Annotated in this window: 20 protein-coding genes and 1 pseudogene; 12 read left to right on the forward strand and 9 right to left on the reverse strand. The window is 68.4% G+C overall.

The window, feature by feature from the left end:
* Window positions 1–185 precede the first annotated feature (185 nt).
* Complete coding sequence (locus tag ACS5RC_RS02710) at window positions 186–458, reverse strand: DUF1289 domain-containing protein (RefSeq protein WP_478342274.1); 273 nt, start codon at window positions 456–458, stop codon at window positions 186–188.
* Between the two features lie 44 nt (window positions 459–502).
* Between ACS5RC_RS02710 and ACS5RC_RS02715 the strand changes: the two genes are divergently transcribed.
* From ACS5RC_RS02715 to ACS5RC_RS02755, 9 genes and pseudogenes are all read left to right on the forward strand, one after another.
* On the forward strand, window positions 503–781 hold the full coding sequence (locus ACS5RC_RS02715; RefSeq protein WP_478342275.1) for a metal/formaldehyde-sensitive transcriptional repressor: 279 nt from the start codon (window positions 503–505) through the stop codon (window positions 779–781).
* 15 nt (window positions 782–796) lie between these two features.
* A complete protein-coding gene (locus ACS5RC_RS02720; RefSeq protein WP_478342276.1) occupies window positions 797–1,930 on the forward strand; it encodes a nickel/cobalt efflux transporter in 1,134 nt (377 codons plus the stop codon).
* A gap of 174 nt (window positions 1,931–2,104) precedes the next feature.
* A complete protein-coding gene (locus ACS5RC_RS02725; RefSeq protein ID WP_478342277.1) occupies window positions 2,105–2,527 on the forward strand; it encodes a hypothetical protein in 423 nt (140 codons plus the stop codon).
* A gap of 86 nt (window positions 2,528–2,613) precedes the next feature.
* On the forward strand, window positions 2,614–4,359 hold the full coding sequence (locus ACS5RC_RS02730) for an efflux RND transporter periplasmic adaptor subunit (RefSeq protein WP_478342278.1): 1,746 nt from the start codon (window positions 2,614–2,616) through the stop codon (window positions 4,357–4,359).
* An 11-nt stretch (window positions 4,360–4,370) separates the two neighbouring features.
* Window positions 4,371–7,520, forward strand: coding sequence for an efflux RND transporter permease subunit (locus ACS5RC_RS02735; protein WP_478342279.1), 3,150 nt, complete (start codon window positions 4,371–4,373; stop codon window positions 7,518–7,520).
* Between the two features lie 20 nt (window positions 7,521–7,540).
* Window positions 7,541–7,906, forward strand: coding sequence for a hypothetical protein (locus ACS5RC_RS02740; RefSeq protein WP_478342280.1), 366 nt, complete (start codon window positions 7,541–7,543; stop codon window positions 7,904–7,906).
* Window positions 7,907–7,929: 23 nt separating this feature from the next.
* Window positions 7,930–8,331 (forward strand): CopM family metallochaperone, encoded by a 402-nt coding sequence (copM, locus tag ACS5RC_RS02745; protein ID WP_478342281.1) that lies wholly within the window; start codon window positions 7,930–7,932, stop codon window positions 8,329–8,331.
* 79 nt (window positions 8,332–8,410) lie between these two features.
* Window positions 8,411–9,154 (forward strand): MauE/DoxX family redox-associated membrane protein, encoded by a 744-nt coding sequence (locus tag ACS5RC_RS02750; RefSeq protein WP_478342282.1) that lies wholly within the window; start codon window positions 8,411–8,413, stop codon window positions 9,152–9,154.
* 118 nt (window positions 9,155–9,272) lie between these two features.
* Window positions 9,273–9,672, forward strand: a pseudogene (locus tag ACS5RC_RS02755) (YidB family protein).
* Between the two features lie 262 nt (window positions 9,673–9,934).
* Here the strand turns inward: ACS5RC_RS02755 and ACS5RC_RS02760 are convergent.
* Complete coding sequence (locus tag ACS5RC_RS02760) at window positions 9,935–10,309, reverse strand: response regulator (protein ID WP_478342650.1); 375 nt, start codon at window positions 10,307–10,309, stop codon at window positions 9,935–9,937.
* Window positions 10,310–10,908: 599 nt separating this feature from the next.
* Here ACS5RC_RS02760 and ACS5RC_RS02765 point away from each other — a divergent pair.
* The gene (locus ACS5RC_RS02765; protein ID WP_478342283.1) at window positions 10,909–11,061 is read left to right on the forward strand and encodes a hypothetical protein; all 153 of its coding nucleotides are present in this window, start codon (window positions 10,909–10,911) and stop codon (window positions 11,059–11,061) included.
* An 893-nt stretch (window positions 11,062–11,954) separates the two neighbouring features.
* On the opposite strand, the gene ACS5RC_RS02770 is transcribed toward ACS5RC_RS02765, so the two are convergent.
* The 7 genes from ACS5RC_RS02770 to mobB all read right to left on the reverse strand — a co-directional run bounded on the left by ACS5RC_RS02770 (window position 11,955) and on the right by mobB (window position 19,095).
* Window positions 11,955–12,791 (reverse strand): glycosyltransferase family 2 protein, encoded by an 837-nt coding sequence (locus tag ACS5RC_RS02770; RefSeq protein WP_478342284.1) that lies wholly within the window; start codon window positions 12,789–12,791, stop codon window positions 11,955–11,957.
* A 429-nt stretch (window positions 12,792–13,220) separates the two neighbouring features.
* The gene (locus ACS5RC_RS02775; RefSeq protein ID WP_478342285.1) at window positions 13,221–13,478 is read right to left on the reverse strand and encodes a hypothetical protein; all 258 of its coding nucleotides are present in this window, start codon (window positions 13,476–13,478) and stop codon (window positions 13,221–13,223) included.
* 172 nt (window positions 13,479–13,650) lie between these two features.
* Window positions 13,651–14,148 carry a Ros/MucR family transcriptional regulator gene (locus ACS5RC_RS02780; protein WP_478342286.1) on the reverse strand — a complete coding sequence of 166 codons (498 nt, stop codon included), beginning with the start codon at window positions 14,146–14,148 and terminating at the stop codon, window positions 13,651–13,653.
* A gap of 497 nt (window positions 14,149–14,645) precedes the next feature.
* Window positions 14,646–15,188, reverse strand: coding sequence for a c-type cytochrome (locus tag ACS5RC_RS02785; protein WP_478342287.1), 543 nt, complete (start codon window positions 15,186–15,188; stop codon window positions 14,646–14,648).
* Window positions 15,169–16,485 carry a sulfite dehydrogenase gene (gene soxC / locus ACS5RC_RS02790; protein ID WP_478342651.1) on the reverse strand — a complete coding sequence of 439 codons (1,317 nt, stop codon included), beginning with the start codon at window positions 16,483–16,485 and terminating at the stop codon, window positions 15,169–15,171. Before soxC ends, ACS5RC_RS02785 begins: the two co-directional genes overlap by 20 nt.
* 827 nt (window positions 16,486–17,312) lie before the next feature.
* Window positions 17,313–18,572, reverse strand: a complete 1,260-nt coding sequence (locus ACS5RC_RS02795) for a molybdopterin molybdotransferase MoeA (RefSeq protein WP_478342288.1) — start codon at window positions 18,570–18,572, stop codon at window positions 17,313–17,315.
* Window positions 18,573–18,576: 4 nt separating this feature from the next.
* A complete protein-coding gene (gene mobB, locus ACS5RC_RS02800; protein ID WP_478342652.1) occupies window positions 18,577–19,095 on the reverse strand; it encodes a molybdopterin-guanine dinucleotide biosynthesis protein B in 519 nt (172 codons plus the stop codon).
* A gap of 250 nt (window positions 19,096–19,345) precedes the next feature.
* Between mobB and ACS5RC_RS02805 the strand changes: the two genes are divergently transcribed.
* Window positions 19,346–19,660, forward strand: a complete 315-nt coding sequence (locus tag ACS5RC_RS02805; protein WP_478342653.1) for a hypothetical protein — start codon at window positions 19,346–19,348, stop codon at window positions 19,658–19,660.
* 62 nt (window positions 19,661–19,722) lie between these two features.
* Window positions 19,723–21,441 carry an NAD(P)H-dependent oxidoreductase subunit E gene (locus ACS5RC_RS02810; protein ID WP_478342289.1) on the forward strand — a complete coding sequence of 573 codons (1,719 nt, stop codon included), beginning with the start codon at window positions 19,723–19,725 and terminating at the stop codon, window positions 21,439–21,441.
* The last annotated feature ends 35 nt before the right edge of the window (window positions 21,442–21,476 follow it).

Genomic DNA, 21,476 nt, shown 5'->3' on the forward strand with positions numbered 1-21,476 from the left:
CGGCGCCGCCCTAAGGCCGTCCGACGCGACAGCGCGGGGCACTCGCCGGGCCGTCACAGGCGGAGCCGGGGGGCTGATCGAAGGCGAGGAGGGACCTGAACCCGGAACGGGATTCGAGAGGAGAACTCCGGCGATTTGGACGCGTCAGACCGCTCCTGCGGCGGGATGCATAGGTCCGTGTAAGCCTACGCCGGCCGCCTGGACCGACGCGGTCTCGCGTCCTGCGGAGCGTCCGTCGTCGGTCCTGCGACCTGCTGCAACCGGCGCGGCAGATCGCGGGCCAGGGCGGTCCGTCGATAGGGCGTCATCTTCCGCCACGCGCGGATCTCCGGGACGGTGCGACCGCAGCCGAAGCACCAGCCCGTCCGCCCGTCCCATTGGCAAACCCCGGTGCAGGGGTCGTCCGTCTTCATGTTAGGGCTCCGTACGCCGCGCGGCCCGTCGGCCGCTGGACACATATAGGGTACCCCCCTATATATCACGAACACGGGGGAAGGCCGCGATGGCCCACACGATCAAGGACAAGACCAAGCTCCTGGCGCGGGTGCGCCGGATCAAGGGGCAGGCGGAAGCCGTCGAGCGGGCCCTGGAGGCCGAGCTCGGCTGCAGCGACGTCCTGATGCTGGTCGCCTCGATGCGAGGGGCCATCAACGGGCTGACCGCCGAGCTGATGGAAGACCACATCCGCCACCATGTCGTGAACCCGGACGCCGAGCCGGACCCCGAGCGGGCCCGGGGCGCGGCGGAGCTGATCGAGGTGCTGCGAACCTACCTCAAATAGCGAAGGATCTGCCCCATGACGCCGTTGACCGACCTGCTTCAGCAGGGGGGCGCGCATGCTTGGCTGTTCGTGCCCAGTGCGATCCTCCTCGGCGCTCTGCATGGCCTGGAGCCGGGCCACTCGAAGACGATGATGGCCGCGTTCATCATCGCGGTCCGGGGGACGGTCACGCAGGCGGTGCTTCTGGGGCTCGCGGCCACGCTCTCGCACACGGCGGTGGTCTGGGCGATCGCCCTCGGCGGGCAGTACCTGGGCCAGGAATGGGGCGGCGAGGCGTCCGAGCCCTACTTCCAGTTCGCCTCCGCGGTCCTGATCGTCGGCATCGCGCTCTGGATGGCATGGCGCACCTGGCGCGAGCAGCACCTTGACCCGCATCACCATCACGACGAGGCGAAACACGTCACCAGCGGGACCGGCCTCCTGCGGCTGGAGATCGTTGAGGACGGCGTGCCGCCGCGCTGGCAGGTGCGCGCGGAGCGGGGCGCGTTGCCGCCGTCCGGCGACCTCCTGATCGAGACAATCCGCCCCGACGGTCGCCACCAGACCTTCGCCTTCGCGAGCGGGCGCGACTGCCTCGAGAGCCTGGAGACGATCCCCGAGCCGCACGCCTTCACCGCGCGGCTGCGCATCAGGGGCCCCTCCGGAGACGAGATCCACGAGATCGCGTTCGACGAGCAAGACCATGACCATGACCATGACCACGGGCCCATGAACCTGGGCGATGAGAGCGACGCCCACGCCCGCGCCCATGCCGAGGATATCCGTCGCCGCTTCGCCGGCCGGCAGGTGACGACCGGTCAGATCGTCCTGTTCGGCCTGACGGGGGGCCTGATCCCGTGCCCAGCGGCCATCACCGTCCTGCTCCTGTGCATCCAGCTCAAGCAGGTCAGCCTTGGCTTCGTGCTGGTCGTCTGCTTCAGCGTCGGCCTCGCGCTCACAATGGTCTCGGCCGGCGTCATCGCGGCGCTGAGCGTCAGGCACGTCGTCGCGCGCTGGTCCGGCTTCGGCACCTTCGCCCGTCGGGCTCCCTACGCGTCGGCCGCCCTGATCGTCCTGGTCGGCCTCTACACCGGCTGGCTCGGCTGGGAGGGCATCCGGCACGGGCACCAGGACCATGCCGCCGCCTCGACCGCGGCCTCCCCGACTTGACGGGCCTTCCTGCGCCCTTGACCTTCCAAAGGTGGGAAGCGCCATCTCGTCGTGACGTCATCGGAAGAAGCGCGGTCATGCTCCGCATTCACGGCCCAGCCGCTGACATGGTCCCGCCACCCGAACCGGTGTAAGCCCCTATCTATGAGCCCGGACCGGCAGATCCTGCGCCTGATGGCGGTGATGATCCTCGCGATCATCGCCTACGTCGCGCCGTCCGCCGTCCAGGCCCACGAGGGCCATGGGCACCACGGTCTCCGCCCAACCGTCGCGCAGCCTTCATCCGCTCCTTCGGCAACGAAGGTCGCAGTAGTCCCGGCGAGGACGGTGTTCCGCGCCGAGGCATCGTCGTGGTCCGGGGTCTCGCCCGCCGCCATCGAGGCGCGCATCGTGTCGGCCGAGGACGATGGCTGTCGGCTGGGCTGCACGACCCGGTGCTGTGGGACGATGACCTGCTGCGCCACCGGCGTCCTCGCCGAGTTCGACGCCCTGGCTCCCTGCCTGGTCACCGCCGTCACGCTGGTCCCGGGCGACGTCGCCGGCCGCATCGGTCGCGGCCCCGAGGCCCTGCCCGAGCCCCCACGAACCCTCGCGTGAGATGAGGCGCGCCTGAGGCGCGCGACGCCCGAGATGCGCCCGCAATGGGCCGCGCCCGGCATCCCATCTGCTGAGGATACCATTTTATGCTGACCCGTCCTGCCGCCGCCCTCGGCGCGGTGGCGCTGCTTGCCGCCGTCCTGGCGGGGCCCGCGCTCGCCCACGAAGGCCACGACCACGGCGCCGTCCAGCCGCCCGTCTCGAACACCATCGCCCCGCGCGGCGAGGCCGTCACCGAGGCCTTCGAGCTGGTCGCCGTCCCGCGCGGCGGGATCCTTATCCTGTTCCTCGACCGCTTCCGGACGAACGAGCCGGTCACCGGCGCGACGGTCGAGGTCGAGACCCCCGAGGGTCCGAGGACCGCGACCGCCAGGCCCGACGGCGGCTACGCGCTGCATGCTCCGTGGCTGTCGAAGCCCGGGCGGCACGCATTCGCCGTCACCGTCACGGCGGGCGAGGACGTCGATGTCCTCGCGATCTCGGTCACCGTCCCGGACGGGACGGCCACGACCTCTACCGAACCGACGACGTCCTCGGCTGCAGCGATGGAGGCCGTGACGTCGCGCGTCTCGAAACTCGCCCGCAATGTCCGCGAGCGCCTCGGCGCGAAGGACCCGACGCTGGTCGGCGCGGTCGCCGTCGCCTTCCTGCTCGGCATGCTCGTGACCGGGCTCGCGCGGGGGCGCCGAAGTGCCACGCCGATCGCGCTGCTCGCCATCGGCATCGTCCTCGCGCTGGGCTCCGCCGCCTTCGCGCACGGCGACGAGGACCACGGCGTACCTCTGAACGCGGCCGCGCCGACCGAAGCGCGACAGGGCGCGTCCGCGTCGCCGGACCTCGCGCAGCGCCTGCCCGACGGTTCCGTCTTCGTGCCGAAGCCGACCCAGCGCCTGCTGGTCCTGCGCACCGCCGTGACCGAGATGGGCCGCTTCCACCGCTCGGTCGAGCTGCCCGGCCGCGTCATCCCGGACCCCAACGCTAGCGGTGTCGTGCAATCCTCGGTCGGCGGTCGCCTCTCGCCGCCGCCATCCGGGTTGTTTCCCCGCCTCGGGACCCGGGTGCGCAAGGGCGAGGTGCTCGCGACCGTCACGCCGCCGATCCAGGCGGTCGACGTTTCCGACATGCGCCAGACCCAAGGGGATCTCGACCAGCAGATCTCTATCGTCGAGCGGCGGGTCGACCGCTACAAGCGCCTCGCCCTGACGGGAGCCGTGGCCCAGACGCAGCTCGACGACGCCCTGGCCGAGCGCAAGGGCCTGCAGGACCGACGCGCGGCCCTCGACAGGATCCGGCGGGAGCCCGAGCCGTTGCTGGCGCCGGTCGACGGCGTGGTCGCGCAAGCCGCGGCGGTGGCCGGCCAGATGGCGATCCCCGGGCAGTTGGTCTTCCAGGTCGTCGACCCGAACCGACTCTGGGTCGAGGCGCTGAGCTTCGACGCCCTGACGGCGGCGCAGGACGCCACGGCACGGCTCGCAGGCGGCCGGACCCTCCAGCTCTCCTACCGGGGTTCGGGCCTCGCCGACCGCAATCAAGCCATCCCGGTGCAGTTCGCCGTCCAGGGTGACCCCTTGGGCCTGCGCATCGGGCAGTTCGTCACCGTGCTCGCCGGGACCGACAGCGAGCGGACCGGTCTGGCGCTGCCGCGCACGGCGGTCGTGCGCGCGGGCAACGGGCAGGACGTGGTGTACGAGCACAGTGCGGCCGAGCGCTTCGAGGCGAGGCCGGTCCGCGTCGAGCCGCTCGACGGCGACCGCCTGCTCGTCGCCGAGGGGGTCGGACCGGGCAAGCGGGTCGTGACCCAGGGTGCCGAGCTCCTCGATCAGGTCCGCTGAGGAGGAGCCGGATGTTCACCGCCCTCGTCGGCCTGTCGGTCCGCAACCGCCTGTTCGTCCTCGCGCTCGCCGCGGCGCTGGTGCTCTATGGCGCCTTCACCGCGACGAAGTTGCCCGTCGACGTCTTCCCGGACCTCAACAAGCCCACCGTCACCATCATGACGGAGGCGGACGGGTACGCGCCCCAGGAGGTCGAGCAGCTCGTCACCTACCCCATCGAGACCCGGCTGAACGGGCTTCCCGGCGTCACCCGGGTGCGCTCCGTCTCGGGCGTGGGGCTGTCCATCACCTCCGTCGAATTCGACTGGGGCACCGACATCTATCGGAATCGGCAGCAGGTCGCGGAGCGCCTCGCCCTGGTGCAGGACCAGCTTCCCCGGGGCGTGACCCCGGTGATGGGTCCTATCTCCTCCATCATGGGGCAGATCCTGCTGGTCGCCGTCACGGGCGACACCGCGACCCCCATGCAGGTGCGCGAGGTCGCCGACTTCACCCTGCGGCCGCGGCTGCTCACCATCCCGGGCGTCGCGCAGGTCATCCCCATCGGGGGCGAGGTGCGGCAGTTCCGGGTCAGCCCGAACCCGGCGGCGATGCGCGCGCTCGGCGTGACGAACGCACAAATGGAGACCGCGCTCGCCCAGTTCGGCACCAATGCCGGCGGCGGCTTCACCGACCAGAACGCGCGCGAGTACCTGATCCGGAACATCGGCCGGACCCTGAGCCTCGACGATCTGCGCAACCTCGTTGTGGCGACCGTCAGCGACGCGCCCGTCTATCTGCGCCAAGTCGCCGAGGTCGCCTTCGCCGCGAAGGTGAAGCGCGGCGACGCCGGCTACATGGCCAAGCCCGCGGTCATCGTCTCGGTCGAGAAGCAGCCGGACGTCGACACGGTGCGGCTCACCCGCAGCATCGAGACGGCCCTGAAGGCGATGGGCCCGACCCTGCCGGCCGGCATCCGGGCCGACCAGATCCTGTTCCGGCAAGCCGACTTCATCGAGATCTCGATCCGCAACGTCGAGCGCGTCCTCGTCGAGGCCGTGCTGGTGGCGGCGGTGGTGCTGTTCGCCTTCCTCCTGAACCTGCGCACCACGGCCATCTCGTTGCTGGCCATCCCGGTCTCGGTGCTGACGACCGCGGCGGTGTTCCACCTGTTCGGGCTGTCCATCAACACGATGACGCTCGGGGGGCTCGCCATCGCCATCGGCGAGCTCGTCGACGACGCGGTCGTGGACGTCGAGAACATCCATCGCCGGCTCGGGGAGAACCGGCGGGCCGGCAACCCGAAGAGCCTGTTCCAGGTGGTGGTGGAGGCCTCGAACGAGGTCCGCTCGGGCATCGTCTACGCCACGCTCATCATCATCCTGGTGTTCGTGCCGCTCTTCGCCCTGTCGGGCATCGAGGGCCGGCTCTTCGCCCCGCTGGGGCAGGCCTACATCATCTCGATCCTGGCGAGCCTGCTCACCTCCATCACCCTGACGCCGGTGCTGGCCTCCCTGCTGCTGCCGGGGCTCAGGAACCTGGAGGCGCATGACAGCCGTCTCCTGAGGCTGCTCAAGCGTGGCAACGCCGCCCTGCTGCGGGCCGCGTTCCGGCACGAAGGCCTGCTGCTCGGCACGGTCGCGGTTGCCGTTGCCGCCGCGGGCGTGGCGGCCTGGACCCTGCCGCGGGCCTTCCTGCCGCCCTTCAACGAGGGTTCCTTCACGGTCAACATGACGTTCAGTCCGGGCATCTCGCTCGCCGAGAGCGACCGGGTCGGGCGGATCGCCGAGAGGCTGCTCCTCGACATCCCGGGCGTGAAGGCGGTGGGCCGCCGCACCGGCCGGGCCGAGCTCGACGAGCACGCCGAGGGCGTCCATTCCTCGGAGATCGAGGTGGCCCTCGACGAAGCGACGAAGCGCCCGAAGGAGGCGCTGGTGGCCGACATCCGCGGACGCCTCGCGGCCCTGCCGGTGGCGGTCAATGTCGGCCAGCCGATCTCGCACCGACTCGACCACATGCTCTCGGGCGTGCGCGCCGAGATCGCGCTCAAGGTGTACGGAGAGGATCTCGACGCCCTGCGGCGGGTCGCGAACGCGCTGCGCGACCGGATGGCGGCAATCCCGGGGCTCACCGACCTGCAGGTCGAGCGGCAGGTGCGCATCCCCCAGCTTGAGGTGCGCGTCGACTACATCCGGGCCGCCCTCTACGGGGTGCAGCCGGCTGCCATCGTCGAGCAGATCAGCCGTCTCTCGAACGGGCGCGTGGTCTCGACGGTGGTCGACGGATCGCGCCGCTTCGACGTGGTGCTGCGCCTGTCCGAGGACCGCCGGACCACCGCGGGCCTGGGCGACCTTCTCCTGGAGACGCCCTCGGGCTGGGTGCCGGCGCGCCAGGTCGCCGACATCCGCGAGACCGACGGTCCGAACCAGATCCTGCGCGAGAACGCCCGGCGCCGCATCGTGGTCCAGGCCAACACCGTGGGCGGCAGCGACACGGCCACCGTCGTGGCGGCCATCCGCGAGGCCGTGGCGAAGGAGCCACTGCCCGCGGGCTTCTTCACCAGCCTGGAGGGGACCTTCCAGGCGCAGGAGGAGGCGAGCCGGACCATCGCGGCATTGTCCGGCCTGTCTCTGGCGCTCGTCTTCGCCATCCTCTTCAGCCGCTACCGCTCGGCCGCGCTCGCCCTCATCATCATGGGGAACGTGCCGCTCGCGCTGATCGGCTCTGTGGCGGCCCTGTGGCTGGTCGGCCAGCCGCTCTCTGTGGCGTCGATGATCGGCTTCATCACGCTGGCCGGCATCTCGGCGCGCAACGGCATCCTCAAGATCAGCCACATCCTGAATCTGTCGCTGCACGAAGGGGTCCCGTTCGGGCCCGACCTCGTCGTGCGCGGCAGCCTGGAGCGGCTGACCCCGGTGCTGATGACGGCGCTCTCGGCCGGCGTCGCCCTGGTGCCGCTGCTCTACGACGCCGCGAGCCCGGGCAAGGAGATCCTGCATCCGGTCGCGGTGACGATCTTCGGCGGGCTCGTCAGCGCGACGCTCCTCGACACCGTCCTGACCCCCGTCCTGGTCCTGCGCTTCGGCGCCAAGCCGCTGGAGCGGTTGCGCGCCCTCCACGCCGAGGCGCCGGCCCACCCATCCCCGGACGGCGCGCCCCCGCGTCCGGCCGAGGCCTACTGACCCCCAGAGGAGACACGAGCGTGATCCTACCGAGAGTGATCCTGACCGCAGTCCTGCTCGCCGCGACCGCCGCCAGCGCCCACGACACCGGCGGCCGGCATGGCGGGCCCGTGACCGACGCGGGCGAGTTCCACGTCGAGCTCGTCGCCAAGGGCGCGACCGTCGACGTGTTCCTGTCCGACGCGGGCCAGAACCCGGTCCCGGCCGCCGGCTTCAAGGGCGCCGTCATCCTCGTCGTCGGCGGTCGGCCGACCCGGGTCCCGCTGGAGCCCGCCGACGGCAACCGCCTGACGGGCACGGCCGCGACGGCGCTGGGCGATGGCCCGAAGGGCGCCGTGCAGCTCACCGGCCCGGGCGGCGCCACCGCCAGCGGCACGTTCAACTGATTCCCGCCGAGAGAGGACAAGCCATGACGCACCGCCGCACCCTGTTCGTCGCCGCCCTGCTATCGACCGGGCTGGCCGGCGCCGCCCCCGCGCAGGGCCCGCACGACCACGGCTCCATGTCCGGCAAGGACCCGGCCTCGATGGGCTCGATGAGGGCCGACCCCAAGGGCGACGCCTCGACGAAGGCCTTCCGGGACGCCGACAGGGCGATGATGAAGGACATGGACGTCCCCTACACCGGCGACCCCGACGTCGACTTCCGCACGCATATGATCCCGCACCACAAGGGCGCGGTCGCTATGGCTAAGGTCGCGCTGGAACACGCCAAGGACCCGGCCACCAAGGCGATGGCGCAGAAGATCGTCGACGACCAGACCACCGAGATCTCCGACATGGAGTCGTGGCTGAAGCTTCACGGGAAATAACCGCCGTCGCCGGGGGATACCCGCAGACAGGCCCCGGCCCGCTCCCCCGACGATGTTCCCGTCCACCCAGGAGACCGCAATGCAAGCCGCCCGCAAGGCCGTCCTCTACCGGATGGTCACCCCCGAGCACACCTGTCCCTACGGCCTGAAGGCCAAGGATCTCCTCGAACGCGAGGGCTTCGAGGTCGAGGACCATCTCCTGGCCACGCGCGCGGAGACCGACCGCTTCAAGGCCGAGCACCAAGTCAAGTCGACGCCGCAAACCTTCATCGACGGCGAGCGCGTGGGCGGCTTCGACGACCTGCAGCGCCACTTCGGCAAGGCCGCCAACGACCCGAACAAGCCGACCTACGTACCGGTCATCGCCGTGTTCTCGATGACGGCGCTGATGGCGCTCGCGGCGAGCTACGCCGCCTACGGCACGCCGCTGACGATGCGCGCCGCCGAGTGGTTCATCGCCTTCAGCATGTGCGTGCTCGCCCTCGTGAAGCTGCAGGACGTCGAGAGCTTCTCCTCGATGTTCCTGGGCTACGACCTGCTCGGCCGGCGCTGGGTGCGCTACGCCTACGCCTACCCGTTCCTGGAGGGCATCGCGGGCGTCCTGATGATTGCCGGGGCCCTGAACTGGCTCTCGATCCCCGTGGCGCTGTTCATCGGCACCGTCGGCGCGGTCTCGGTGTTCAAGGCGGTCTACGTCGACCGGCGTGACATCAAATGCGCCTGCGTCGGCGGGTCGAGCAAGGTGCCGCTCGGCTTCGTCTCGCTGACCGAGAACGTGATGATGGTCGCGATGGCCGTCTGGATGCTGGCAATGCACCGCTGATCGCGCGGCGCAGCAGTCGCTGGGACCGCCTTCCTGCGGCATCCGTCAGGCGTCCGCTTGGACGGTCCAACGATCAGGCGGGCGGACCTGACCCGCCGCGGCCAACCGAAGGCGAGCCATGAGCGATGGTTCCCCCGCCATGACGGCGCTGCTCGGGCTTCTCGCCCTGGCCGGCTAACGGAAGCGTGACCCGCGCGCCGAGATGCTGGCGAAGCCGGCCTGGCGGCTTCCTCAACAGCGGATCGGGGGAGATGCTGGCGCGCTTCCAGCAGGCCGGGCACGGGGCCATCGCGCAATCCCGGGTCGACCGAGGTCCCAACCGGGAAATCGCGCCCCAACACCTGGAGCAAGCCATCCGGCCCGATGTCCGCGCGACCCTGGCGCAACGCACCGGCCTGACCCGCGAAGAGTTGCTCTCCCGGCTGTCCGGGGAGGCTTCCGCAGGTCTTGCCGCCCTAGCCTCGACCGCCTCGGTCCGGACTGGGGCGGTTTCGACGTGGGGTTCTGGGACGTCGTGATGCCGAGCATGGGCGCAACCGTGCTCGCCGAGCGGTCGGGGGGAGGGCTGCCGGGCCTGCCCGGGTGTTCTCGTCCCGGTAGAGCCCCACCGTCGCCAAGGAGGGTGCACCGGGGTTCGCGACGCTGCGGAAATCCACGCGACCGGCCAATCTCCGCCAGGTCGTCAAGCGCAGGGTCGTATCGCGCCGTGCCGCGGGAGAGGGTCGGAAGCCATGAGGATCGCGGAGGCGATCGCGACGCGTGCCGTGACGGGTCTCGGCCTCACTCGGCGTGGTGGATGGCCTCGACGACCTCGCTGGCGCTGTAGGGCTTGGCGACGAACAAGCCATGATCCGGCAGATCGCCGCTCGCGAACCGTTTGCGGCCCGAGGTGAGAACAAGCCGTATATCGGGCCAGGCATCGTGGACGCGCTCGGCGAGGGTCACGCCGCACATCGTCCCGGGCATGTCGACGTCCGTGAACAGCACGCCGATGCCGGGGCGCTCGTGCAGGATGAACCATGCCTCGTCCGCCTGGCGCGCCTCGACCACGGCGAACCCGGCGTCCTCCAGCATTTCGACGGCCACCATGCGGACGAGGTCGTCGTCCTCGACCACCAGCACCATCGATGTTTCGGGATCGCGCTTCCTCGACATCGACATCCAACAGCCGACGCGGGGAACGGTTTCCGGCCGGCGATAAAATCCTACGTCGCGGCGTGGATCGGTCGTATGCGCCGCAGCTAGCGGGGGGTGGCCCTGAGCCTCTGCCGCCAGGGGCATCCCGGCGTCCCTGTGCGTTCGTGTCTGCGCCATCCAACCGTCCACGTGGCCTGCCGCGGCCGCGGCGTGGTGTCCGCCAGGGCTCCGGCGCCTGTTCGCTGCCGACAGGGTCGACGGGCCCGTCCAGGTCGCGGTGGCCGGAGCTGTGATCGGCGCCTTCAGGTGCGTCCCTGCCGTTGCCGCCGGCTTGGGGAAACCGCGCTCCCCATCGCGCGCCAGGGTCTCGGCCAATCCGTCGATCGCATCGACAATTGCGCTCGTGGCCCTGTAGACATCGCTCAGGATCGGAGCTTGACTCAGGAGGTCGATGCAACGGGAGCAAACCCGGCCACCGCATCACGGCAGCGACTGTTCTGCAGTGAAACAAACGCCCTGCGCCCGCCCATCTTCGGTCCGTGGATGAGAACCCCGCATGACGACAGGGCGCTTATGCTGATGCCGATCGCGACCCTCCTGGCGGCGTCCGAGAAGGGATGAACCTCCACGTCCTCGCGCTGTACGCCTGCATCCTGGCCATGTGGTTCGGGCTGCTGGCTGGCGCGTTCTATCTCGGCGAGCCCTGGATGCTGGCCGCCTTCGCGGTGGTCACGGTGGCCATGTTCATTCCGTGGAATGTGCGGGGATGATGCGATGCGTGGCCTGACGGCACCGCTCTCCCCCAGCGCGTCGTGCTCGGCCATTCATGCCGAGCCGGCCGGCGCGCCTAAAACCCTGTCGACCGCCCTCTGAGCCTGGACTGGCAAGGCTCAGTTGTCATCCAAGGGTCCCGGCTCCGACGTCCCGAGGCTGGTCGCTGAAGCGCGACGGACGCCTCCAGGCCCAGCGAAGCATCACCCATGCCCGTCTGATCGGCGATGACGGGCGCCGATGAGCGTTCCTTGCACCTGCTCCCACGGCGGTCGCGCGATGGGTCCCTCGTCCCAGCACCGACGGCTTCGGTGGCGCGATCACCGACAGGCCGATCCAATACCGGATCGGCACGCGTACAGGTGGCGCCTAAACGTGCGATCAAAGGCCTTGACTGCGTTGAGGGGCATATCGGCACAGAAATCCAGGACGTTCGGCTTCCGGTTTCCGTTCGATTGAGACAGAGGTTCTCTTGCCGCGAAGGGGCGACGCTTCTGCACGTCGGGCGTACCCCCAAATTGTGAGGCGGGCAGGCGGAAACTGAGTCGTAGTCCGGATTGGGCTATGCCTTTTGCAGCCCGCTGCAACATGTCCGTCGGTCCAGCACGCCTATGGCTTGAGCATCAAACCGGTCTCAGGCTCAAGACAGCCGCTGTGCCGTATCGAAGACGCCTGACGGCAACGCGCTCGCAAGGCTCTTCGGCGAGCACGACGGGCCATGAGAGACGAGGAACATCAGATCTCGCAGGGGTTAGGAGATGGATCTACAACGTCCCGCTCCCCGCTCCCCGCTGCGCCACGGGGTCAGATTTGAGTTCCGCTAAGCGATCTTCACGAGATTTCAATAGGATATGATCCTGCGAATGAATCAAATCTCGCCAGCGATCGGCATTTATAGTTTTGTGCGAAATCCCTTTACCGCTCCACTGGCCCAGGCCCATCGCCGCGCGGCGCCCGAAAAATCGAATCTCATCGTGCACAAGGACGCTCGAAAAAGCGTTCGAGCAACAGGATTGAGAACGGACATCCATCCAAAATTATTTTTTCGCAGCACGCGTCCGAACCCGGCCGAATATTGACCGATCCGTTTAATCTGGGCCGCTGCGTCTGGATCGCCCTGTTCGTGATATATGGTGATCGTTGGGTCGAAGAGACCGAAGGCTCCGATGGCGAGAGCCCGCAGCATGACGTCGGTTTCCTCCCCAGACTGGAAAATCGTTCGCGAACCAACACCAAGCGTCTCGTCAAACCCGTGGATCGCCTGCGCGACCGCGCGTTTCATGAACAGGCCATTCGAGTTGCCGGCCTGAAAGACGTTGTTTCGCGTGATCGCGCATCGGGCATCCATGTGGGGGCTCACCGATGTCTTGCCGTCCGTATCAATGGTCCGTCCCACAAGGAAATCCAAGTGCGGATCCGCTTTGAAAGCCGCGATCACACGTTCGATCGTATCCGATGGATACCAACAATCGTCATCCGGGAAGCCAATGACATCGCCCTGCGCTACAGACAGGCCGACGTTGCGGGCTTTCGACAATCCGCGTTCGCTGACCATGCGCCGAAGCGGTAGATTCTTCGCCTCGGCAAGACAGCCATCGAGATAGCCTGCCGGGTTCTGATCGATGATGAGAATTTCATCAGGCATACGGGTCGAGTGACTGAGGGATGAGAGCAGTCTTCTGAATTGCTCGGTGCGGCCCACAGTGCAGACGATCAGACTCAGTTCCATAATCGCCCCCTTTGCAACCCGACTCCAGGCGTCGCTCTCGGGGCGTGCGCGCGCTGATGTCGGCCTTAGGGATTTGGATTATTTTACTGGTGCGTGGTTCTCATGTCGAAGTTCGATCTTTTCCAGTCTTACGCCTTCGCGTTCGAGCCGAGAGTGCGGCGAAAGCGGTTGATGGCCGCAATGTTCTATTCTGGGCGAACGGGCGCGACCGCATGGGATTGCTGAAGAGGCGATGCGACGCGCAGCGTCCACCTCGCTTCAGGCTTTCCGATTGTGACGAGCGAACGGGATCGCGTCATCGCGGCCATGGCCGGACGTCGGCCCGCGACGCGGGCCACCGAGGCGCTCGAAGGCGCTCGCCCTCGGCGCGAACGTCGCCAGCGCAGGCGGAGCGCTCTCGGGTTGACCTATCGCGACAAACCAGCCGCCTCAACGCGCTCCGGGGACTGCAGCGGCCGGGGCTGTCTTGTAGGGATCAGCCCAGGGCTTGCGCTCGACCGCGGCGCTGCGCTCATAGCCGGGGTGGACCACGCGGATGCCTGGCGCCTCGTTGCTGAGCGCCGGGCTTCGGACCGGTGGGGTCTGCGCCACGTGGCCGACCGGATGCCGCGGCATGATCTTCAAGGCCGCGGCGGTGAGCACGAAGGATGCGACCAGCACGATCAGGAATTCGCCCTTGCGGACCATCGTCGTCTCCAGAGCGTTCAAAGTGATCGAGTCTCGTGCCGGACTGGCACAGCCTCGTGAGATCAGCCTGAAGGCTTTCACGAACCGTACCGGCCCCTTGCGGCCGCAGCGGCATCCCGCCGCGACGGGGCGGCGGGACGCCCGGCCCGCTCGCATGCTGAACGGCGAGGCCTTACTCGGCTGCGTCAGCCTTCTTCCGGCCGCGGCGCTTCGGAGCGTCCGATGCGGTTGCCGCAGGCACCGCCTCAGGAGTGGCTTGTTCACTCTTCCGGCCGAGCCCGAGATGACGCGCGAGCGCGGAGCGCTGCTCCGAGTAGCTCGCAGCCGTGGTGGGATAATCCGCCGGCAACCCGTAGCGTGTGCGGTAGCTGGCCGGATCGAGTCCGTGCTTGGTCAGGTGGCGCTTGAGCGTCTTATAGGACTTGCCATCGATGAAGCTGATCAGGCCGCCGGGCTGGATGCTCTTGCGGATCTGAGCCGGCGTCGGCTTGTCAAACTCCGGCTCGGCCGTCTTGGCAGGCTGTCCAAGGCCCGCGATGGCGGCGTGAACGCTGGTGATGAGGATCGGAAGCTCACCCGCCTGGATGTGGTTGCTGGTGAGATAGGCCGCCACGATGCTGGCCGTCAGCTCGACATGCCCCACGTCTGCGGCTTTAGTATTGTCGTTCATGGCGTCCTCTGAGTTGCAGTTGGACACCATCCACACTGCAGGTAGCATCTCAACCGGCTGAACCACGTATCCGCAGATTTTTCAGACAAATTCTCGCGAAAAGCGGCGTGTTGTCAGTCCAGCCGGCCTTTGAGGCACCTGTCAGCAGCGAAGTGTCTGCCAGTGTACCAAGGCCAAATCTTGTTGAGACAGATTCCGTCTGGGGCGCGGTGTGGATGCCTCTGCGGCATCGACTGATGTTCGTGGCAGCCCAGGGTCTGCGCCTCGCCGCGCGGGGTCACGCTGTGAGCCCTGTGCGCCCTGTGCGCCGCAGTCAAACCTGTGGTCGCCTGGATGCGCTCGAACGCGCAATGCGCCGCCCATGGCGCCACCACTGCCGGCGGCGCTCCGATCGCCCCTGACCGCGCCGCGAGATTCGCGCTCTCCGGCTTGTCCGGTGCGCGGGCGAAGGAGCGGATGTCCCGCGCTTCAGTCGCCGCAACCAAGCACCGCGAGGGTCAGCGCCGAATGTCCGGACGTGGATCCGACACGAAGCCGTCGCGGTTCGGCATGCGGATCGCCGCCAGCGCGGTCGCATCCAGAACGGCGTCGTCCGCGACGAGGCCGTTCAGGTTCAGGATGTAGGCCGATATTGCGTAGGTCTCGTCCGGTGTCAGCGATTGCGGCGCGTTGAGCGGCATCGCGCGGCGGATGTAGTCGAACAGGGTCGGGGCATAGGGCCAGAAGCTGCCGACCGTCTTGATCGGGCTCTGGGTCCTCAGGCTGCCCTGACCTCCGGCGAGCCGGTCGCCGATCCCGCCCTCGCCCTTCGCACCGTGGCAACTCGCGCATTGGCTCGCGAAGAGCGTGCGACCCTGAGCAACGGTGCCGTGTCCGGCCGGCAGCTTCCGGCCGTCCCGATCGATATCGAGGTCCCAGGCCTCGACATCGGCCGCGGTGGCCGGTCGGCCGAACCCGAAGCGTTCGCCGGCCTGCGCCTGGACGGCGAGCGCCCCGAGAAGCGCGGCGGCGAGGGCCGCCTTAAGTATTGATGAAGCCATTCGTGACCTCCCCGCTCGCCGCAATCCGCCAGGGGATGATCGCATTGTTGTGGTAGAAGGATTTCGTGCCGCGGATTTCGATCAGGTTGGTGAAATGCGGCTGCAGATAGCCGGTCTCGTCCGTCGCGCGGCTGAGGATGGTCGTCGGCTGGCCGTTCCAGGTCCAGGGCAGGCGGAAGCGGGTCAGCGCTCGCGTGAGGACAGGGGCTTGCAGCTGGGCCTCGGTCCAGCTCCGCCCGTCGTCGACCGAGATCTCGACGCGCGTGATGCGCCCACGGCCGGTCCAGGCGATGCCCGTGATCTCGTTGAAACCCTCGCGGATCCGCTGGGTGCCCGACGGCCGGGTGATGATCGATTTGGCTTCCATGACGAAGGTGAATTGCCGCGCCGTGCCGTCCGGCATCAGGTCGGTGTATTTCGATGTCTCCTCCCGTGCGTAGATCGGCTCGGAGGTGACGTTGAGGCGGCGCAGCCACTTCACGTTCATGTTGCCCTCGTAGCCGGGCAGGAGCACACGCAGCGGATAGCCCTGCTGCGGTCGCAGGCGCTCGCCGTTCTGGCTGTAGACGAGCATCGCGTCGTCGAGGCATTTCTCGATCGGGATGCTGCGCGTCATCGCGGCGGCGTCGGCGCCTTCCGCGACCACCCAGCGCGCCTCGGGCTTGAGGCCCGCCTCCTCCAGGATTGTCCGAAGACGGACGCCCGTCCACTCGGCGCAGCTGACGAGCCCGACAAGATCCGACGCCGTGCGGCCGGTCATCGCTTCGAAGCCGGGATTGCCGGAGCACTCGATGAAATGGATGTGCGACTCCGACGGAAACCGGCGGATCTCCTCCATTGTCAGGACCAGCGGTGTCGCGACGAGGCCGTGGATCAGCAGCCGATGCTGGGCCGGGTCGATCTCGGGGATGCCGCCGTGGTGGCGCTCGTAGAACAGGCCGTTGGGCGTGATGATACCGTCGAGATCCTGCAGCGGGGTGCGGCTTGAGGCGGAGGTGTACTGCTTCAAGTTCTTCGGAATGTTCCGGATGAGGTGCTTCTCGAACGGCGAGGGTTCCCCGTAGGCCTGGCTCCCCACATCGGCGCCAGGGACCTTCATCCAATCGGGCACGCTGAGCGGCGAAGCCTGGCCCTCGGCGTTTGCGGGATCGCTTCCAACGCCCCCGGCGATCGTACCGGCAACGGCCGCCGCTCCGCCAAGGAACTGCCGCCGCGACCGCAATGCTTCTCCATCCGGGACGGCCGGATCACCGCCGACGGTAGAATCCTGTCGCGGTGGGGGGTGCCGACGACTCATCACGCTCAACTCTCGCTAGTGCTGAACCGCTGGAATTTCGAAAAGCTGTTCTCTATACTGCCGCTGGTAATGAGTCTTGCCTTGGTCGTGCGAGGCAAGAAGTCAGTACTGATATTCATCTCGGTCGCTCGCCTCGATCGTACACATCCGCTCTGGACCCTGCAACCGTGACGCGTGCTCTTTGGCGGCCGCAATTCTGGCGCTAATTCAGGTGGCCTCCGAAGGATCGGTCCGCCCTGGAGGATGGCCCCGAGCCGTCGGAGTTCGGACAGTTCGGAGCGCAGCGGCAGATGCCGCAGCAGATGATCACCGAGGTCAGGCAGAGAGCTCCGTACGACGGTGGTCGGAGCGACCTCGTCCTCGGCTATCACGGCGCACGTGCGCCGTGTCGAACGATGCCGCTCCCGCACACGCGCAGCAGGAGCGCTCCGCCACGCCGTCCTCGCCGACCCCGCCGTCGACACACGCCGGGCCGACGGACGAGACGCCCGGCCCAGGCCATGAGGTCCTGTGGCGACCACGTGCCGGTCACGAAGCCGACGATGTCGCCGTCGGCCGTGCCGCCGAGGATGCGACCTCGATGCATCTGTGCAAAGCCGGGATGGGGACGGTGTAGGTCCCGCGGATGGCCTCGCCCACCTGGAGGAGGCGGAGTTCCGCACCTGCTTGGCTCCGTCACGCACCATGGAACATCGTGGCCCAGGCTCGCCGACCGAGCGACCGTTCGCACAGCCAATCAGAAGCGATCGAGCCGATTGGAATGGACGGACGCGCGAGCCCGGCACGGTTCGGACGTAGTCTGTCTCTTGAGAGTTTCTCGTGCGGTCTCACGACCACAGGGCTTCGTGCGGATGGAACCGCACCACGTCGCCCGGAACGACCTCGATCCGGTCATCCTCCAATTCGACGAGGCCGTCGGTTTCGGTGAGCGATGAGAGCATGCCCGCGCCGTCGCGCTGGAATTTCCGGGCTTCCCAGGTGCCGGCGGCGTCCCGGGAAAGGCTGACCCGCATGAATTCCCTGCGGCCCGCTCGCTTCCGGTACGAGAAGGCCGCCCTGACGGTGAAGCCGCACGGCGGCGCGTAAGTCTCGCCGGCGAGCCGGGCAAGGAGCGGTCGCACGACGAACACCAGAGTGACGTAGACAGCCACGGGGTTGCCCGGCAGACCCAGGAACGGCTTGCCGTCGATCATGCCCATCGCCACCGGCCGTCCCGGCTTGATTCCCAGCCTCCAGAACACGAGGCGCCCGATGGTCTCGACGGCGGTCTTCACATGATCCTCGTCGCCGGTCGATACGCCGCCCGAAGTGAGGATCACGTCATGCTGGTCGGCCGCCGCCGCGAGCCTCGCGGCGAGTGCCGCCGGGTCGTCACGGATGACGCCGAGGTCATGGGCCGCGACGCCCATCCGCCGGAGGAGAGCAAGCAGCAGGATACGGTTCGAGTCGTAGATCGCGCCTGGCCTCAAGGGCGTCCCCGCCGCGACGAGCTCGTTGCCCGTCGAGAATACGCCGACCCGCAGGGTGCGGCGGACGTTCAAGGTGCGCAGGCCGACCGCGGTCGCCAGGGCCAGGTCCTGCGGCCGGAGACGCCGGCCGGCCGCGATGATCGGCGAGCCCTTTGCCACGTCCTCGCCCGCAACGCGGCTGTTGGCGCCGCGCTTCAGCCCGAGCGGCACGGACACCCGGCCGTCGGGCAGGACCTGGACGTCCTCCTGCATGAAGACGGTGTCTGCATCCGCGGGCATCGGGGCCCCGGTGAAGATCCGGGCGGCGGAGCCCGCCACCGACACGCCTTCGGACGAGTTGCCGGCCGCGACGACCGCGCCGACCGGCAGAACCGTCGCATCGGAGGCGCGCAGATCCGCGAAGCGGACCGCGTAGCCGTCGACGGCTGAGTTGGGAAAGGGCGGGACATCGATGGGGGCGACGCAATCCTCGGCCAGGATGCGACCGTCGGCGTCCTCGACGGGAACGGTCTCGGTGCCGACGATCGCCTCAAGGCGGTCGACGAATAGCGCGTGCGCGTCCTCGATGGTCATCAGGGGGCCGCCGAACGCGAAGCAGTCGTCGCTGAGCTGGGCCATCCGGCTAGAGCCTCCCGATGACGTCTTCGAAGGGAACGGCCACGTCGAGCATCAGCCCCGTCACCGCCTCCGTGTCGTTCAGATCCACGACGGGAACGCCCGATGCCGGAAAATCGACGTCGCTCGCGATGCCCACGATGGTGGAGTCCAGAGGATGGATGGGCGGGCGGCCGTTGTCGACGCGATGGACCTCGATCTTGGGGATCGGCTCCCGCTTGTACCCTTCCACGACGATAAGGTCGCAGGGGCTGATCCGCCGCAGGAGCTGACCCAAGGTCGCTTCCGCCTCGTCCCCCAGCTCGTGGACCTGGGCCCACCGGCGGCCCGACGAGATCAGGACCTCGCTCGCCCCCGCCTTGCGGTGCTCGTAGGAGTCCTTGCCGGGCCGGTCCGTGTCGAAGTCGTGGTGGGCGTGCTTGAGGGTCGCGACCTTCACGCCACTGGCAACGAGCACGGGGATGGCCCGAACAAGAAGGGTCGTCTTTCCGGCCCCGCTCCACCCGGCAAGTCCGATTACGCGCATGCCGGACACCGCTTACCGCCTCCCACCGCAACGTTTTCACTGCCCCGCTCGATCGATCAGGGCAAGTGCCAGCCATGCCGTCGGAGGGTGTGCCCCCGCTCCATGCAAATTGAAACGCCTTCAAAAACGATATAACACCTGCGCTCTAACGGCTGCCATGTGGCATGCCACGGGCGAACGCCACGCCAACGGACCCGAACGGGCACGCCATGCACGACTTCGACTTTCCCTGGATCGCGCGAGCATGAGCATGGGCGCTGCATCCCCTGCGGCGGACTGGGCCGCCATCGTGACGGACGCCTACTGCGTCGACGCGAAACCGCCGCTCACGCAGGAGCTTGCCGGCCGTGTCCGCGATGCGCTCGCGAAAGCGGTCGTCTCCCCGGCCGGAGACGCCCCGAATACCCTGATGGACCGCCTGAACGAGGCCCTCGACGCGTTCGAGACCGAACTTCGCTCCGTCGTCGGCCCCAGAGTCACGTCCCTGGACGAGGCGACCCGAGCCGTTGCGATGAAACATCGGTCCGAGGCCGGCCAGCCGCTCCGGGCCTTCGGCGGCCAGTAGGCCCCGACCGAACCTCAAGACGCCGCGACCACCCGCCCCAGCAGTTGGAAACCAGATACCGCATGAGTGAGGCACCAGGGACAGTCAGGACCTTCTCCCATCCTGGCCGGGGGCGGAACAAGGCGCGCAGCGTACCCAAGGGGCGCCAGGTCGAGCCGCGAGCGAAGGTCGAGATCGAGGAGCTTCTCGGCTCCCGCTCGCGCCAGCGCGACCTGCTCATCGAGCACCTTCACCTGATTCAGGACACCTACGGTCAGATCAGCGCCGAGCACTTGGCGGCGCTCGCCGACGAGATGGCCCTGGCCTTCGCCGAGGTGTTCGAGACCGCGACGTTCTACGCGCATTTCGACGTGGTGAAGGAGGGGGACGCCTCCATCCCGAGGCTGACCGTCCGGGTCTGCGACAGCATCACCTGCGCGATGTTCGGTGCCGACGCGTTGCTGGAGACGCTCCAGCGGGAACTCGCCTCCGACGCCGTCCGCGTCGTGCGCGCGCCCTGCGTCGGCCTGTGCGACCACGCCCCCGCCGTCGAGGTCGGACACAACTTCCTGCACAAGGCCGACCTCGCCTCCGTGAGGGCCGCGGTGGAGGCTGGCGACACACACGCCCACATCCCGGACTATGTCGATTACGATGCCTATCGGGCCGGCGGCGGGTACGCCACCCTCGACCGGCTCCGCAACGGCGACCTTCCGGTCGACGAGATCCTGAAGGTGCTCGACGACGGCGGGCTGCGCGGCCTCGGCGGCGCGGGCTTCCCGACGGGGCGCAAGTGGCGTTCGGTGCGTGGCGAGCCCGGACCCCGGCTGATGGCGGTCAACGGGGACGAGGGCGAGCCCGGCACCTTCAAGGACCAGCTCTACCTCAACACCGACCCGCACCGCTTCCTCGAAGGTATGCTGATCGGTGCCCACGTCGTCGAGGCGCCGGAGATCTACATCTACCTGCGGGACGAATACCCGATCTCCCGCGAGATCCTGACGCGCGAGATCGCGAAGCTCCCTGAGGGCGGCCCGCGCATCCATCTGCGCCGCGGCGCCGGCGCCTACATCTGCGGTGAGGAATCCTCGCTGATCGAGTCCCTCGAAGGGAAGCGCGGGCTGCCGCGCCACAAGCCGCCGTTCCCGTTCCAGGTCGGCCTGTTCAACCGTCCGACGCTGATCAACAACATCGAGACGCTGTTCTGGGTGCGCGACCTGATCGAGCGGGGCGGCGCGTGGTGGAAGAGCCACGGCCGCAACGACCGTGTCGGCCTGCGCTCCTACTCGGTCTCGGGGCGTGTGAAGGAGCCGGGGGTGAAGCTCGGCCCGGCCGGCCTCACCATCCAGGAACTCATCGACGAGTATTGCGGGGGCATGGCAGACGGCCACACCTTCGCGGCCTATCTACCGGGCGGCGCGTCGGGCGGCATCCTGCCGGCGTCGATGAACGACATCCCGCTCGATTTCGGGACGCTGGAGAAATACGGCTGCTTCATCGGGTCCGCCGCCGTCGTGGTCCTGTCGGACCGGGACGATGTGCGCGGTGCCGCGTTGAACCTGATGAAGTTCTTCGAGGACGAGAGCTGCGGGCAGTGCACCCCCTGCCGTTCGGGGACCCAGAAGGCCCGCATCCTGATGGAGCAGGGCGTCTGGGACACCGAGCTCCTGGGCGAGCTGTCCCAGTGCATGCGGGACGCCTCGATCTGCGGCCTCGGCCAGGCCGCCTCGAATCCCCTCAGCAGCGTCATCAAGTATTTCCCGGACCTGTTCCCCGCCCCGCACGCGGCGGCAGCGGAGTGAGGGAACCGATGGCGCCCGCGAACCCTACCCCGATG

The sequence above is a fragment of the Methylobacterium sp. HJ2 genome, from assembly GCF_056431005.1.

Bases quoted from the DNA above. Each gene is read 5' to 3' on its own strand.
- soxC (WP_478342651.1), bottom strand. From the start codon at position 16,485: ATGAGTCGTCGGCACCCCCCACCGCGACAGGATTCTACCGTCGGCGGT.
- ACS5RC_RS02725 (WP_478342277.1), top strand. From the start codon at position 2,105: ATGGCGGTGATGATCCTCGCGATCATCGCCTACGTCGCGCCGTCCGCC.
- ACS5RC_RS02775 (WP_478342285.1), bottom strand. From the start codon at position 13,478: ATGGTCCGCAAGGGCGAATTCCTGATCGTGCTGGTCGCATCCTTCGTG.
- ACS5RC_RS02750 (WP_478342282.1), top strand. From the start codon at position 8,411: ATGCAAGCCGCCCGCAAGGCCGTCCTCTACCGGATGGTCACCCCCGAG.
- ACS5RC_RS02760 (WP_478342650.1), bottom strand. From the start codon at position 10,309: ATGTCGAGGAAGCGCGATCCCGAAACATCGATGGTGCTGGTGGTCGAG.
- ACS5RC_RS02795 (WP_478342288.1), bottom strand. From the start codon at position 18,572: ATGGCCCAGCTCAGCGACGACTGCTTCGCGTTCGGCGGCCCCCTGATG.
- ACS5RC_RS02780 (WP_478342286.1), bottom strand. From the start codon at position 14,148: ATGAACGACAATACTAAAGCCGCAGACGTGGGGCATGTCGAGCTGACG.
- copM (WP_478342281.1), top strand. From the start codon at position 7,930: ATGACGCACCGCCGCACCCTGTTCGTCGCCGCCCTGCTATCGACCGGG.
- ACS5RC_RS02715 (WP_478342275.1), top strand. From the start codon at position 503: ATGGCCCACACGATCAAGGACAAGACCAAGCTCCTGGCGCGGGTGCGC.
- ACS5RC_RS02730 (WP_478342278.1), top strand. From the start codon at position 2,614: ATGCTGACCCGTCCTGCCGCCGCCCTCGGCGCGGTGGCGCTGCTTGCC.
- ACS5RC_RS02770 (WP_478342284.1), bottom strand. From the start codon at position 12,791: ATGGAACTGAGTCTGATCGTCTGCACTGTGGGCCGCACCGAGCAATTC.
- ACS5RC_RS02785 (WP_478342287.1), bottom strand. From the start codon at position 15,188: ATGGCTTCATCAATACTTAAGGCGGCCCTCGCCGCCGCGCTTCTCGGG.
- ACS5RC_RS02735 (WP_478342279.1), top strand. From the start codon at position 4,371: ATGTTCACCGCCCTCGTCGGCCTGTCGGTCCGCAACCGCCTGTTCGTC.
- ACS5RC_RS02710 (WP_478342274.1), bottom strand. From the start codon at position 458: ATGTGTCCAGCGGCCGACGGGCCGCGCGGCGTACGGAGCCCTAACATG.
- ACS5RC_RS02810 (WP_478342289.1), top strand. From the start codon at position 19,723: ATGAGTGAGGCACCAGGGACAGTCAGGACCTTCTCCCATCCTGGCCGG.
- ACS5RC_RS02805 (WP_478342653.1), top strand. From the start codon at position 19,346: ATGGGCGCTGCATCCCCTGCGGCGGACTGGGCCGCCATCGTGACGGAC.
- ACS5RC_RS02765 (WP_478342283.1), top strand. From the start codon at position 10,909: ATGAACCTCCACGTCCTCGCGCTGTACGCCTGCATCCTGGCCATGTGG.
- ACS5RC_RS02720 (WP_478342276.1), top strand. From the start codon at position 797: ATGACGCCGTTGACCGACCTGCTTCAGCAGGGGGGCGCGCATGCTTGG.
- mobB (WP_478342652.1), bottom strand. From the start codon at position 19,095: ATGCGCGTAATCGGACTTGCCGGGTGGAGCGGGGCCGGAAAGACGACC.